The 13,402-nt window shown below is 70.4% G+C and carries 11 protein-coding genes and 1 pseudogene; 6 read left to right on the top strand and 6 right to left on the bottom strand.

The window, feature by feature from the left end; translation table 11 throughout:
* Positions 1–8 precede the first annotated feature (8 nt).
* The 3 genes and pseudogenes from ACWEFB_RS22290 to ACWEFB_RS22280 all read left to right on the top strand — a co-directional run.
* Positions 9–1,559, top strand: a pseudogene (locus tag ACWEFB_RS22290) (FAD-dependent oxidoreductase); the annotation flags it as partial.
* A complete protein-coding gene (locus tag ACWEFB_RS22285; protein WP_452288283.1) occupies positions 1,533–2,021 on the top strand; it encodes a golvesin C-terminal-like domain-containing protein in 489 nt (162 codons plus the stop codon). The pseudogene ACWEFB_RS22290 and the gene ACWEFB_RS22285, both read left to right, overlap by 27 nt.
* Before the next feature lie 222 nt (positions 2,022–2,243).
* Positions 2,244–3,074, top strand: coding sequence for an NmrA family NAD(P)-binding protein (locus ACWEFB_RS22280; protein WP_452288179.1), 831 nt, complete (start codon positions 2,244–2,246; stop codon positions 3,072–3,074).
* Between the two features lie 41 nt (positions 3,075–3,115).
* On the opposite strand, the gene ACWEFB_RS22275 is transcribed toward ACWEFB_RS22280, so the two are convergent.
* Both ACWEFB_RS22275 and ACWEFB_RS22270 read right to left on the bottom strand, forming a co-directional pair.
* Positions 3,116–3,760, bottom strand: a complete 645-nt coding sequence (locus ACWEFB_RS22275; protein ID WP_326557688.1) for a TetR/AcrR family transcriptional regulator — start codon at positions 3,758–3,760, stop codon at positions 3,116–3,118.
* Between the two features lie 60 nt (positions 3,761–3,820).
* The gene (locus ACWEFB_RS22270) at positions 3,821–4,405 is read right to left on the bottom strand and encodes a TetR/AcrR family transcriptional regulator (protein WP_452288176.1); all 585 of its coding nucleotides are present in this window, start codon (positions 4,403–4,405) and stop codon (positions 3,821–3,823) included.
* Between the two features lie 195 nt (positions 4,406–4,600).
* Here ACWEFB_RS22270 and ACWEFB_RS22265 point away from each other — a divergent pair, with 195 nt between their 5' ends.
* The gene (locus tag ACWEFB_RS22265) at positions 4,601–6,250 is read left to right on the top strand and encodes an MDR family MFS transporter (RefSeq protein ID WP_452288174.1); all 1,650 of its coding nucleotides are present in this window, start codon (positions 4,601–4,603) and stop codon (positions 6,248–6,250) included.
* Positions 6,251–6,334: 84 nt separating this feature from the next.
* On the opposite strand, the gene ACWEFB_RS22260 is transcribed toward ACWEFB_RS22265, so the two are convergent.
* Positions 6,335–7,054 (bottom strand): SDR family oxidoreductase, encoded by a 720-nt coding sequence (locus ACWEFB_RS22260; RefSeq protein ID WP_452288172.1) that lies wholly within the window; start codon positions 7,052–7,054, stop codon positions 6,335–6,337.
* A gap of 165 nt (positions 7,055–7,219) precedes the next feature.
* On the opposite strand from ACWEFB_RS22260, the gene ACWEFB_RS22255 reads away from it, so the two are divergent.
* Positions 7,220–8,206, top strand: coding sequence for a LysR family transcriptional regulator (locus ACWEFB_RS22255; protein WP_452288170.1), 987 nt, complete (start codon positions 7,220–7,222; stop codon positions 8,204–8,206).
* On the opposite strand, the gene ACWEFB_RS22250 is transcribed toward ACWEFB_RS22255, so the two are convergent.
* The 3 genes from ACWEFB_RS22250 to ACWEFB_RS22240 form a co-directional block, all read right to left on the bottom strand.
* Complete coding sequence (locus ACWEFB_RS22250) at positions 8,110–9,360, bottom strand: DUF1501 domain-containing protein (protein WP_452288168.1); 1,251 nt, start codon at positions 9,358–9,360, stop codon at positions 8,110–8,112. The genes ACWEFB_RS22255 and ACWEFB_RS22250 overlap by 97 nt on opposite strands.
* Positions 9,361–9,373: 13 nt before the next feature.
* Positions 9,374–10,669: a DUF1800 domain-containing protein gene (locus tag ACWEFB_RS22245; protein ID WP_452288166.1), complete on the bottom strand. Its 1,296-nt coding sequence runs from the start codon at positions 10,667–10,669 to the stop codon at positions 9,374–9,376.
* Positions 10,670–10,766: 97 nt separating this feature from the next.
* Positions 10,767–11,846 (bottom strand): WD40/YVTN/BNR-like repeat-containing protein, encoded by a 1,080-nt coding sequence (locus ACWEFB_RS22240; RefSeq protein ID WP_452288164.1) that lies wholly within the window; start codon positions 11,844–11,846, stop codon positions 10,767–10,769.
* A gap of 186 nt (positions 11,847–12,032) precedes the next feature.
* Between ACWEFB_RS22240 and ACWEFB_RS22235 the strand changes: the two genes are divergently transcribed.
* Complete coding sequence (locus tag ACWEFB_RS22235) at positions 12,033–13,391, top strand: carbohydrate-binding domain-containing protein (protein WP_452288162.1); 1,359 nt, start codon at positions 12,033–12,035, stop codon at positions 13,389–13,391.
* Positions 13,392–13,402: the final 11 nt, after the last annotated feature.

Raw genomic sequence — 13,402 nt, 5'->3', positions numbered from 1 at the left:
CGCGCGCCATGCCCTACCCGATCAACCGCCGTACGCTGCTGCGGATCGGCGGCGCCACCGTTGTCGTCGCCGGTGTCCCGGCGCTGTCGACCGCCGCACTCGCCGCCGCCGTCGTCCCGGCCGACCTGGTGGTCTACGGCGCCACCTCCGCCGGCATCGTCGCCGCCGTGCAGGCGCGCCGGATGGGCCGTACCGCCGTGGTCCTCGAACCCGGCACCCACCTCGGCGGCCTGACCACCGGCGGCCTCGGCATGACCGACAGCGGCACCCAGTCCGCGATCAAGGGAATCGCCGGGGAGTTCTACCGCCGGGTGCACGCCAAGTACGCCGGCACCCCGGTCACCCCGACCTCGCCGGCCCGGTTCACCTTCGAGCCGCACGTCGCCCGTGCCGTCTTCGACGACCTGCTCGCCGAGTCGGGCGTGCCGATCTACTACGGCACCCGGCTGTCCACCGTCACCATGGCCGGCAACCGGATCACCGAGATCGTCGCCGACAACGGCCAGGTGTTCCGGGGACCGATGTTCGTCGACGCCAGCTACGAGGGAGACCTGATGCACCGGGCCGGGGTGACCTGGACGGTGGGCCGGGAGAGCAACAGCACGTACGGCGAGACCATCAACGGGGTGCAACTGCGCACCGGGCACCAGTTCAACTTCCCGGTCGACCCGTACGTCGTGCCGGGCAACCCGGCCTCCGGGCTGCTGCCCGGCATCTCGGCCACACCGGTGGCGCCCAACGGCACCGGCGACGGCCTGATCCAGGCGTACAACTACCGGATGTGCCTGACCCAGGCGGCCAACCGGATCCCGTTCCCGCGCCCGGCCGGTTACGACGCCGCCGACTACGAACTCCTGCTGCGCTACGTCCAGGCAGGCTGGACCGGCCCGTTCTTCACCACCCACGGGGTGGGCAACGGCAAGACCGACTCGAACAACAACGGGGCGTTCTCGACCGACTTCATCGGCGCGAACTACGCGTAACCGACCGCGAGCTACGCCGTACGGGACAGCATCGCGGCCGAGCACCGGGCGTACCAGCAGGGACTGATGTGGTTCCTGGCCAACGATCCCCGGCTGCCGGCGTCGATCAGGTCGGCGACCGCGTCGTGGGGACTGGCCGCCGACGAGTTCACCGGCACCGGCGGGTGGCCGCCGCAGCTCTACGTCCGGGAGGCCCGGCGGATGGTCTCGGCGTACGTGATGACCGAGCGGAACTGTCGGGGCCAGGAGACGGTCACCGACCCGGTGGGTCTGGCCAGCTACACGATGGACTCGCACAACTGCCAGCGGGTGGTGGTCGGTGGCCGGGTGCGCAACGAGGGGGACGTACAGATCGGGGTGTCGGCGCCGTACTCGATCAGCTACCGGTCGATCGTGCCGACCCGGGGCCAGTGCGCCAACCTCACCGTGCCGGTCTGCCTGGCCGCGAGCCACATCGCGTACGGGTCGATCCGGATGGAGCCGGTGTTCATGATCCTCGGCCAGTCGGCCGCCACCGCCGCGATGTTGGCGGTCGACAGCGGCGCGGCCGTGCAGGACGTGGACTACCCGACGCTGCGGACCCGGCTGCTCGCCGACGGTCAGCTCCTGGTCTGGCCGCCGCCGGTCGCCGGTGAGGTGATCCTCGACAGCCGGGCCGCCACCGGCGTGACCCGGGCCGGCACCTGGCTGGGGAGCACCTCCATCGGCGGCTACCACGGCCCCGACTACGAGCATGACAACAACACCGGCAAGGGCGTCAACCGGATGCGGTTCACCCCGAACCTGCCGACCGCCGGCACGTACACCGTCTATCTACGGTGGACCGCGCACGAGAACCGGGCCGCCAACGTACCGGTGGACATCGTCCACAGTGGTGGCATTGCCACCCGTACCGTCGACCAGCGAACTTCGGGCGGCCAGTGGGTCTCCCTGGGCAGCTTCCCCTTCACCGCCGGCTCCGCCGGCAGCGTCCTGATCAGAACCGAGAACACCACCGGCTACGTCGTAGCCGACGCCACCCGCTTCCTCGCCCCCTGACACCCTCCCTCACCCCGTACCCCACCCCCGTACGCGTTGATCTTGCAGTTGTGGCTCCTGGTATGCCGGGTTCGAGGTGCTTTGTGAGCGACCACAACTGCAAGATCGGCGCGGAGGGGGAGGGGAGGGGGAGGGGGGACGGGGTTCGGGTGTGAGATCGAGCGACTTGACATCAAGTCGAGTTGAGGTTTTAGCGTCGTCGGCAACGAAGGGAGTTCGACTGTGACGACGCTGGTTACGGGTGCCACCGGGAATACTGGCCGGCATGTTGTGGCTGAGCTGGTCCGCCGAGGAGACCGCGTTCGGGCACTGACGCGGAATCCGGCTGTGGCCGCGGAAAGGCTTCCGGCCGGGGTGGAGTTGGTGGCCGGCACGCACACGGCACCGGAGAGGTTGGACGCCGCCCTCGATGGCGTCAGCCGGTTGCACATCACGGTGACGGCGGGGCTGGCCGAGGCCGGGCCCGAGTTGGTGCGGCGGGCGGTTGATGCAGGTGTGCGGCGCATCACCGTGGTGTGGGGCGGTTGGGTGGGACCGGTCGAGCAGGCTGTGGCGGATTCGGGTGTGGAGTGGACACGTCTGGAACCGCAGGAGTTCATGTCCAACACGTTGACGTGGATCGACTCGGTTCGGGCCGAGGGGATCGTGCGCGAGCCGTACGACTTTCCCAGCGCGCTCGTTCACGAGGCCGATATAGGGGCGGTGGCGGCCGTCGCGCTGCTCGACGACGGCCATGCGGGGCGCGCCTACAACCTCACCGGGCCCGATTCGCTGACCCCGCGTGACAGGATCGCGATCCTGTCCCGGGCGATCGGCCGTGACATCGTTTTCGTCCCGATCACGCACCAACAGGCCGTCGACAGGCTGATGGCCACCGGCGTGTCACGGGAGGACGCCGAATATGTCGTCGGTTGGTACGCCGCTCCCGGCGATGCCTCCACGACCGTCGTCGACACCGTCGAGCAGGTGACCGGTCGCCCGGCGCGGACGTTCGCACAGTGGGTGGCCGAGCACGCAGAACGCTTCCACGCCCCCCAGGTCATGCCTGGTTAGGCCCGATGCCAGGACCGACGCTTGTCTTCCTGGCATCGGGCTCAGGCGGGGTGGTGGTCGGCGTTCTGCATGATCTGGAGGGCTACTTCGAGGGTGGCTTGGCGGCGTTCCTCGTCGGTGCCGCGGTCGCGCAGGATCTGCCAGCCGGCGTGGATCGAGAAGATGGCCATCACCCGGCACAACTGCTGGGTGAGCGGTTCGTCCGGCTCGGCGAGCAGCTCGAAGACCCGGATCATCTGCTCGCGCAGCAGTGTGCCGGCCCGCAGGGTGTTGACCAGGGTCTTGTTCTGCTCGAAGAAGAGCAGTACGTCCTCGTGCCGGTGCACGTCGTGCAGCCCGGCCGCGTACCGCCGAACAAACTCCGGTCGCATCAGCTCGGGATCGGGCTGCTGCCGGGCCCATGCGATCAGCTCCTCGACGGCGGCGATCCGCTTCTCGACCAGGCTGCTGACGATGTCTTCCTTGGTGGGGAAGTGGTAGTAGAGGGCTGCCTTGGTCACCCCGAGCTGTTCGGCGATCTCCCGTAGGGAGGTCTTGTCGTAGCCCTTCTCGATGAACAACCCGAGCGCGATCCGTTGGATGTGGGCGCGTACCTGCCCGGCGTCGCCGGGACTCGGTGAGTCCGCGCCGGTCCGGATCCGGTTGCGGCCGCCCGCCGTACGGGTGACGGTCTTGTTCTGGTCCATGTGCCCGCGCTCCAACGTCACTGTCCGCCGCTCGGTCTCGAATGTGGTGGGCGGGCCGGGTCAGCCGTCCCTGGCGTACGTCAGCGCCACCCGTACGACCTCCGCGAGCGGCCGGTCCGGGCGGTCGATCCAGTGCTGGATGGCGGCCCGGACCGCGTTGAGGAACGCGGCGGCGAGCACCCGCGCCCGCAGAGCCGTGTCGGTCCCCTCGGGCAGTCGCCGGAGAATCTCCGTGGTCAGGTCGCGTTCGGCGGCACCGTAGACCGCGACGAGTTGGGCCGCGAGGCTCGGGTGGCCCCGGATCAGCCGACGCTGGGCCAACCACAGCGGGTCCAGGTCGTCCCCCTCCGCGATCAGTTGCTCGGCTGCCCGCTCCAGCGCGGTCCAGGGGCGTTCGGCCGCCGGCCGGGCCCGGACCAGTTCGGTCAGGCGACGGCTGCGGACCAGGTCGGCGTGGAAGAGCGCCTCCTCCTTGCTGGAGAAGTAGTTCGAGAACGTACGCCGGGAGACGTCCGCGGCGTCCGCGATCGCCTCGACGGTGAGCCGGTCGAGGCCCTCTTCGGCGGCGAGCCGGATGGCGGCCTCGTGCAGGGCCCGGCGCGTTGCGGCCTTTTTCCGTTCCCGCCGTCCCGGCGTCGTGTCCACTCCGAAAGGCTACGCTGTCGTGACTCTTTTCTCAATGGGAAAACTTGCACAACAGGCAAATATCCATGAAGCTGGGACAAGGCAGCGCGTCGGCACCCGGACACGGATGTGACGAGATGGCGCGCCGGGGTGGCACCGGAGCCTCGGTCAAACCCCGGATCCGAGACACTTCCATGACTGCTGGAGGCCCGCGCGATGAGCGCACCCACTACCACCACGGCGACCGCCACCGGCACCGCCGGCGCGGAGCCGATGACCCATCGGCAGACCCTCGAAGCACTCAGCGGCCTGCTGCTGGTGCTCTTCGTCGCGATGCTCAGCGGTACGGTCGTGTCGACCGCGTTGCCGCAGATCATCGGTGCCCTCGACGGCTCGCAGAGCCAGTACACCTGGGTGGTGACGGCCACCCTGCTCACCGCGACCGCCACCACCCCGATCTGGGGCAAGCTCGCCGACCTGTTCAACAAGAAGTCGCTGGTCCAGGTCGCCATCGTCATCTTCGTCCTGGGTTCGATCGTGAGCGGTTTCGCGCAGAGCGCCGGCCAGCTCATCGCCGCCCGTGCTTTTCAGGGCATCGGCGTCGGTGGCCTGCAGGCCCTGGTCCAGGTCGTGATCGCGGCGATGATCCCGCCCCGCGAGCGGGGTCGCTACAACGGCTACCTCGGCGGCGTCATGGCCGTCGCCACCGTCGGCGGGCCACTGCTCGGCGGCCTCATCGTCGACACGTCCTGGCTGGGCTGGCGCTGGTGCTTCTTCGTCGGCGTACCGGTCGCGATCATCGCCCTGGTGGTCCTCCAGGCCACCCTGCGGTTGACGACCGTACGGCGTGAGAACGTGAAGATCGACTACCTGGGCGCCGGGCTCATCGCGGCCGGGGTCAGCCTGCTGCTGATCTGGATCTCGTTCGTCGACGGGTCCTTCGCCTGGATCTCCTGGCAGACCGCGGCCATGGTGGGCGGATCGCTGGTCCTGTTCGCGCTCACCGTGTTCGTCGAGTCCCGTGCCGCCGAACCGGTCGTGCCGCTGGACATCGTGCGGCGGCGTACGACCGCCCTGTCCATCGTCGCCAGTCTGGCGGTCGGGATGGCCATGTTCGGCGGGGCGGTCTTCCTCGGCCAGTACTTCCAGATCGGCCGGGGCTACAGCCCGACCGAGGCCGGCCTGCTCACCATCCCGATGATGGCCGGAGTCCTCGGCTCCTCGATCGTGGCCGGCCGCCTCATCACCAAGACCGGCCGGATCAAGCCCTACATCGTCGGCGGTGCGATCGTCCTGGTGGCCGGCTTCGTCATGCTCGGCACGATCGACCACCAGACGTCGCTGTTCTTCGTGGCCGCGGCGATGCTGCTGGTCGGCATCGGTGTCGGCATGACCATGCAGAACCTGGTCCTGGCGGTGCAGAACACCGTCCCGCTGCGCGACATCGGGGCGGCCAGCTCCACGGTGGCGTTCTTCCGGTCGCTCGGCGGCACCATCGGCGTCTCGGTCCTCGGCGCGGTCCTCGCCCGTCGGGTCACCGACCAGATCACCCACGACCTGGCCGCTGCGGGCGTACCGGCCTCGGCGTCCGGCAGCGCCGGTGGCAGCCTCAACCTCAACGGGTTGCCCGACGCCGTGGCGCACATCGTGCGCAACGCGTACGGCGACGCGACCGGGCACATCTTCCTCATCTCGGCCGCGATCGCGGTGGTCGGTGTCATCGCCGCCGCCCTGCTCAAGCCGATCACCCTGCGTACCAGCCTGGACCTGCCGGAGGCCGTCGCCACCGGTGCGTCCGTGGTGGACGCGGCGCCCGGATCGGCAGGCGTCACCGGGACGGGGGAGACCGACCGGCGTACGAGCTGAGCCGAGCACGTCACGCCCGGTGCCGTACCGCGGCACCGGGCGTCGTCGTGTGCGGGCGGAGACGGAGGCCCCGGATCGGTACGCTCAGGCGAGCAGGGTCCCGCCGTCGACGGTCACGATCGTTCCGGTGGTGTAGGTCGCCCGGAGCAGGAACAGGAACGCCTCGGCGACCTCCTCGGGTTCACCCACCCGGCCCAGGGGCAGCGTCTCGCCGAGTTGGCGGTACATCTGCTCGCGGTCGGCGTCCGGCATCGAGTCCCACAGTGGCGAGCGGATCACGCCGGGGGCGACCGCGTTGACGCGTACCGGGGCCAGCTCGACGGCCAGGGCGCGGACCAGCGCGTCCACGGCGCCGCAGATGCTGGCCGCGACCGACCAACCCGGCCCGGGCCGGTCCTTCGCGGAGCCGGTGGTGAGGGCGACGGATCCACCCGGCCGCAGGTACGGCACCGCCGCGCTGACCGCCGACAGGGCGGAGAAGTACCGCAGCTCGAAGAACCGGCGGGCGGTGTCGAGGTGGAGCGCGTCGAGTGACATCAGGGAGAGCGGCTCGCCGGCGGTGTAGACCAGGTGGTCGAACGGCCCCGTCCGGTCGAACAGCGAACCGACGTCGGCCGGGTCGGTGAGGTCGACGGTGTAGCCGGCGGCGCCGGCCGGCAGGCTCGCCAGGGCCCGGTCCACGCTGCCCTGGCTGCTGGAGGCGACCACGACCTGGGCGCCGTCGCGAGCCGCCAGGGCCGCGGTGGCCAGGCCGAGCCCGGAGGTTCCGCCGAGTACGACCACCCGCTGGTCGGTGAGAGCCATGATCTTGCTTCCTTTCGATCATCCGTGCCGTGGTGCTGACGGTGTCTACCCTGCGTCGGGCCGGTGAGTCCCGTCCAAGACCTGTTCCTGCGTCTGTGATGCTCGACGGGTATCAGTGGCATTCATACCCCACGGGTATCATGGATCACCAGAAAGGGGGATGGGATGGACATCGATCTTCGTAAGCTGCGCTACTTCGTCGCGGTCGCCGAGCTGCTCCACTTCGGCCGCGCCGCCCAGCGGCTGCACATCGCCCAACCCGTCCTCTCCCGGCAGATCCGGGCACTGGAGCAGGAACTACGCGTCCAGTTGTTCGTCCGGGACCGGCGGTCGACCGTACTGACCGAGGCCGGGCGGCAGTTGCTGGCGGACGCCGTACCGCTGCTCGCCTCGGCGGAGGCGCTGCACCGCCGGGTACGCCGGGCGGCCCACGACCGGCCGGCGTTCACCATTGGCTTCATGCCCGGCATCACCGTCACCGCCGAGGCCCGCGCCATCGCCGCCCGGCACCCCGACCTGACGGTGGACGTCGTACGCACCTCCTGGCACGACCAGGTCGAGGCGGTGCACGACGGGCGGGTCGACGTCAGCTACGTCCGGCTTCCCGTCAACCAACGCGGCCTTCGGCTGCGCCCACTGTTCGGTGAGCCCCGGGTCGCGGTCCTGCCGACCAACCACCGGCTGGCCGGCAAGGAGTCGGTCGTGCTCGCCGAACTCGCCGCGGAACGGCTGGTCCAGGACCCGGACGCGGTGCCGGAGTGGCGGGACCTGCCGAACCGACCGGCCGAACAGGACACCAGGGCCCGGCCCGACCTCTCCTCGGTCGAGGAGAAGCTCGAACACGTGGCGACGTACGGCGGGGTGGTGATCCTGCCCTACTCGACCGCGACGTTCTACACCCGCGGCGACGTCACGCACACTCTCGTCGACGACCTCCCGGACACCCAGGTCTGTCTGGCCTGGAGCGACGGCAACCGGTCACCGCTGGTGGCGGAGTTCGTCGAGCTGGCAACCGCGCACCACCGCAGCGCCGACTCCGGGTCGGTCACGGAACCTCAGGCCGAGGCGAACGGTTCGTCGAGCCGGCCGGACCAGCCACCGAGCACCGAGCCCGGGTCACCGCCCAGCACCCGTTCCAACAGCGTGGCGTAGACATCGCGGAAGTCGACGGTGAATTTGAGGTCGCCGTCGTCCAGGTCGGTCAGGCGCGGCTGCTCGCCGTAGAGACCGCCGCGTACCCCGGCGCCGAGCAGGAAGATGTTCGAGGCGGTGCCGTGGTCGGTGCCGTCGGAGGCGTTGGCGCGTACCCGCCGGCCGAACTCGGAGTAGACCGCGACCGCCACCTTCCGGCCCGCCTCGGTGCGGCCCATCCGTTCGGCGAAACCGGTGAGGGCCCGGTCGACCTGCCCCAGCAGCACCGCCTGCAACTGCTTCTCGTCGGCGTGGCTGTCGAACCCGCCGAGCGAGACCGAGAAGACCCGGGTGGAGACGCCCGCCTCCACGCACCGGGCCACCAGGTCGAGCTGGGCTTCGAGCGACGTACGCGCGCCTCCGGTGGCGGTCGCCGCCGGCCGGTCGGCGTCGTCACCGGCGTCGGCCTCCTCGGCCGCGTCGCGTACCTCGGTGATCATCGCATTGACCGAGCGCAGGTCCGCGAAACAGGCGGCCGCGCGGGCCTGCGCCGGGGACTCGCCGGGACTGCCGGCGCCGAACGCGGCCAACGTCCGGTCCGGCAGGCCGCCGCGTCCACCACGCCCGGCCACCGGTACGGACGCACCCGCGCTCCGCTCGCCCGCCAGCAGTGGCGGCACCGCCGACTCGAACGACACCGCGAGACGGGGGTCACCGCCGGCACCGTCGAGCCACCGCCCGATCCACCCGGTCACGCCGGGCCGGTCCGGGGTTGCGGTCTGCCAGATGTCCATCGAGCGGAAGTGGCTGCGGTCCGGTTTCGGGTAACCGACGCCGCGTACGACCGCCAGCCGCCCCTGCCCGAACAGCCCGTGCAGCCCGGCCAGGGCCGGGTTCAGCGCGAAGTGGTCGTCGAGCCGCTTGACCTCCTCCGCCGAGTAGGCGATTTCGGGGCGGGCGTCGTGGTACGCCGGATCCGCGTACGGGATGACGGTGTTGAGCCCGTCGTTGCCGCCGTAGAGCGTGACCAGGACGAGGGTGCGGCTGTCCGGATCCCGCTCTCCGGCGGTTTCGAACAGGTCGGAGAGCGCGTACGTGCTCGCGCCCGCGGCCAGCGCACCCGCGCCCACCACGCCGCTGGCGATCAGGAACCTGCGCCGGGTAAGGATGTCCACGTGTCGCCTCCGGTCAGCTGACGGTGTATTCGGGGCTCACCAGTGCGGCCGCGACGAGCCGTACCGGATCGGTGGCCATCGGGGTCAGGGCGGCTCGGGTCCGGTCGGTCCAGGCGTCCACCACGAGCAGCCGGGCCAGCGCGTCGAGCCGACCCGCCTCCGGTGCCGCGGTGATCCGCTGGACCGCCACCGGGCCGGCCGCCCCGGCGAACAGGTCGGCGAGCCGCATCCGGGCCTGGAGGGACGAGGTGGTGAGCCAGGCGGCGCCGGCCGGCCAGCCGCCGACGCTGGGTGGGCGCAGCGGCACCTGGTCCATCCCGGACAGCCCGGACTGCACCTGTCTGCGCTGTTGCTCGGACAGGGCCGAGGGCCGGATGTGGAGCTGGCGCATCGCGCCCACCGCCCACTCCACCGGCTGTTTGACCAGGTGTCCACGGGTCTGGGCGAAGGCGGGGTCGGTGAACATCGCACGCAGCATCGCGGTGACGTCGGTGGGTACGGTACCGCCGGTGGCGGGTGTGCCGCCGGTGAACCGGAACCAGAGCCGGCCGGAGACGAACTCGGCGGCCCGGGGTTGCCCGGCGAGCAACCGGGCGTACGAGTCGGCGTCGAAGGTGTCGGTCCGGCCGAGGATGGTCTTGGGTCCGGTGTCGTGTCGCTTCGGCTCGAACCGGGCGGTGTCCGACCCCCGGGCGACGGTCCACCCGGTCAGCGCCTTCGCGCCGGCCTTCACGTCGTCCTCGGTGTAGTGGCCGATGCCGAGAGTGAACAGCTCCATCAGCTCGCGGGCCAGGTTCTCGTTCGGCGCCCTGCGGGTGTTCTTCTCCCCGTCGAGCCAGAGGATCATCGCGGGGTCGCGCACCATCGCGGCCACCAGGGGACCGAACTCGCCCCGGCCGTACTGCCGGAAGGTGTCCAGTTGACCCAGCATGAGTTGTGCCGACTTCACCTTCTGCACGCTGGTGGCCCAGTGTCCGTGCCAGAAGAAGATCAGCTTCTCGGTGAGCTGGTGGTCGGCCCCGACCATCCGGTCCAGCCACCACCGCTGCACCTGCTGGACCTGCTCGGTGCGCTCCTTGTTGGCCTGCTGCCGCTGCTCCCGGCCCGCACCCTTGGCGAGCGCGGCGTACGGGTCGGGCCCGAGTCGTGGCGCCGGGGTGGCCGCCGCGCCCGCGTCGGTGCCGGACGGGGCGAGCAGCCGGTCGAGGGTGCTCTCGAACCCGGCGCGTACGGCTGCTTCGACCTCTTCGGCGGTGGGGCCGAACGTCGCGCGGCGCAGCAGGTGGGCTATCGCGTCCGAGGAGGCCATACCGGGACCCTAGGCCGACAACGTACGAATCCGGTAAATGTCCGGTACGAGGCAGGTCCGGCGGGTGGGTGTACCCGCCGGACCTGCCGGATCGGGCTCAGTGCCAGCGGAGCGAGGCGATCCGGCCCTGTACGCCGGAGGCCCAGCAGGCCCCGCCGGTCGTGCAGTCGACCGAGTCGAAGCTGCCGGTGTCGAACCGTTGCCACCGGGTCCCGCCGTCGAGGCTGAGGTCGCTGCCGGTCGGGCCGACCGCGAGCGCCAGCCACCCGGCACGGTGCACCCAGGCCGATCCCGACCGGTACTCGCCCGGCTGGTTCCGTGCCACCGTCCAGTCGCGACCGCCGTCGCGGCTGGTCGCTGCGCCGTCGGGGGCGCTCGCCGGGGTGTTGTAGTCGCCGCCGAGCGCGATGCCGTGCCGTGAGTCGCGGAACGCCAGGGAGTAGATGCCGGCGGACGGCCCACTCGGCACCGGGGTGGAGGTCACCCGCCAGGTCCGGCCCCGGTCGTCGGTGCGGAAGACCCGTGCGGTGGCCCCACCCCCGGTGGCGAACCACGCCTGGTCGTCACCCCGACCGGAGCTTCGGCCAGGGCTTTGGTGGGCGGCGGTGACCAGGCAGGTGCCGCTGGCGGCGAACGCGAACTCGCCCTCCAACGCCGGTGGCATACCGGTGGTGGGCAGCGGGCGCCAGGTCCGGCCACCGTCCGAGGTGGAGAGGATGCGGAACCGGCCGTCGACCGGGTCGGACAGGGCCAGCCCGTGGTGGCGGTCGAAGAACGCCAGACAGTCGTAGAAGGCCCGTTCGTCGGTGTTGCGGAAGGTCTCGGTCCAGGTCCGACCGCCGTTGTCGGTCCGGTAGACCCGCGACTGCTCACCCGGACCGATCGACAGCGCCACCGCGTGGTCGGCGTCGAACGCCTCGATGTCGCGCAGTTCGAGACTCGCGTCGGCCGGTCCGACCTGCTGCCAGTGGCGACCTCCGTCGACGGTACGCAGGACGGTGCCGGCGGTGCCGCTGGCCCAGGCGACCCGTTCGCTGACCGCGGCGAGCCCGCGCAGTCGTACGGTGGCCCCGGTGTCGTGCAGCCGCCATTCCGGCTCCGGCCGCGTGGTGAAGCCGGCGGTGGTGGTCAGCACGACAGCGCCGGCGAGCAGAGTGGAGATCATTCGTAGCCGCATGGGTCAGCAACGTACCTGACATCGCTCGACATGGATATCCTGCCGGACCCGGTCGGTGGTCACGTGTGCGAAACGTGGCGTACAGCCGAGGTTTCTGTGGTGTGTGTCAGGGATTTGCATAGATCGTACCGATCTTGTTTATCGTCCATGTGTCCGAATGGTCGGCATAACGTGCATGGAGGATTGATGCGCATCAGGGGAGCCGGATCCGTGGTCGCGGCGCTGGTCGCGGGTACGGTGGTGGCCGGCGGAATCGCCTTTGCCACCGGGGCGAGCGCGGCGGAGAGTTCGCAGTTCAGCGTGGTGAACGGAGCCATCCGTACGGCGACCGGCACCCCGGTGCCGGCATCGGGCACGCACGCGTCGCTGTGGGGCAACAACAGCTACGCCACCACCGCGATCACCGGGTCGGGTCGGGTGCTGGTCGGTGCGATCGGGGACAACTGCCAGGGCTGGCCGACCATCCGGGTGACGGTGGACGGCACCGCCGTCGGCACCAGCACGATCGTCAGCGCCACCAGCTACGGCACCTATCCGATCGGCACGGCCGTCGGCGCCGGACAGCACAACGTGAAGATCGAGTTGGTCAACGACTTCCAGTCGACGACCTGCGACCGCAACGTCCACCTCGCGTACGCGCGGATGGAGACGCCCGGCTCCACCGTCGATACCAGGTTCAGCTTCGCCGTCATGCCCGACACCCAGCAGGAGGTGCTGAACGCCTCCGACACCCGGTTCCGCCAGCGCACCGACTGGCTGGTCAGCAACCGGTCCGCGCTGGACCTGCGGTTCGTGACCCACTCCGGCGACGTGGTCAACTGGGACACCCCCGACCACTCGCAGTACACGATCGCCCGCAACGCCATGCGGTCGCTGGAGACCGCGGGCATTCCGTACTCGCTGGCGCTCGGCAACCACGACACCCAGGCGACCGGGGTCGGCGGCTCGGCCCGGGACCCCGCCCGCACCCGTGAGCTGGTCCGGGACACCACCGTTTTCAACCAGTACTTCACCGCCGCCCAGTACGGCGCCGTGCAGGGGCAGTTCGAGGCCGGCAAGGTGGACAACTCGTTCTCCACGTACGAGGCCGGTGGCCTGCAGTGGCTGGTGCTGACCCTGGAGCTGTGGCCGCGTACGGCGGCGGTCACCTGGGCGAAGAGCGTCGTCGCGGCGCACCCCCGGCACAACGTCATCGTGGTCACCCACGACTACATCGACGGCAACGGCAACATCGAGCAGAGCGCCGGGTACGGGGCCACCAGCCCGCAGTACCTGTTCGACAACCTGATCAAGCAGTACGCGAACATCAGGTTCGTCTTCTCCGGCCACGTCGGGATCGCGGGCAACCGGGTGGACACCGGGGTCAACGGGAACAAGATCTACACGTTCCTGCAGACGTTCCACTCCAACACCACCAACCCGGTCCGGCTGGTGGAGATCGACACGGCGGCCAACTCGGTGCGTACCTGGGTCTACGGACCCTTCAACAACCAGTCGTTCACCGAGTACGACCGGTCGTTCACCGGCCTCGCCCTGGTCCGCTGAACCCCGCGACG

It is taken from the genome of Micromonospora sp. NPDC004704 (assembly GCF_053601675.1).
Note: the sequence above shows the minus strand (reverse complement) of the source record. Positions and strands in the feature narration are given on the sequence as shown.

What these genes read in the sequence shown, in the direction of transcription:
- ACWEFB_RS22275 (WP_326557688.1), bottom strand. Translation starts at nt 3,760, where the DNA reads ATGGACCAGAACAAGACCGTCACCCGTACGGCGGGCGGCCGCAACCGG.
- ACWEFB_RS22255 (WP_452288170.1), top strand. Translation starts at nt 7,220, where the DNA reads ATGGACATCGATCTTCGTAAGCTGCGCTACTTCGTCGCGGTCGCCGAG.
- ACWEFB_RS22260 (WP_452288172.1), bottom strand. Translation starts at nt 7,054, where the DNA reads ATGGCTCTCACCGACCAGCGGGTGGTCGTACTCGGCGGAACCTCCGGG.
- ACWEFB_RS22245 (WP_452288166.1), bottom strand. Translation starts at nt 10,669, where the DNA reads ATGGCCTCCTCGGACGCGATAGCCCACCTGCTGCGCCGCGCGACGTTC.
- ACWEFB_RS22265 (WP_452288174.1), top strand. Translation starts at nt 4,601, where the DNA reads ATGAGCGCACCCACTACCACCACGGCGACCGCCACCGGCACCGCCGGC.
- ACWEFB_RS22235 (WP_452288162.1), top strand. Translation starts at nt 12,033, where the DNA reads ATGCGCATCAGGGGAGCCGGATCCGTGGTCGCGGCGCTGGTCGCGGGT.
- ACWEFB_RS22240 (WP_452288164.1), bottom strand. Translation starts at nt 11,846, where the DNA reads ATGCGGCTACGAATGATCTCCACTCTGCTCGCCGGCGCTGTCGTGCTG.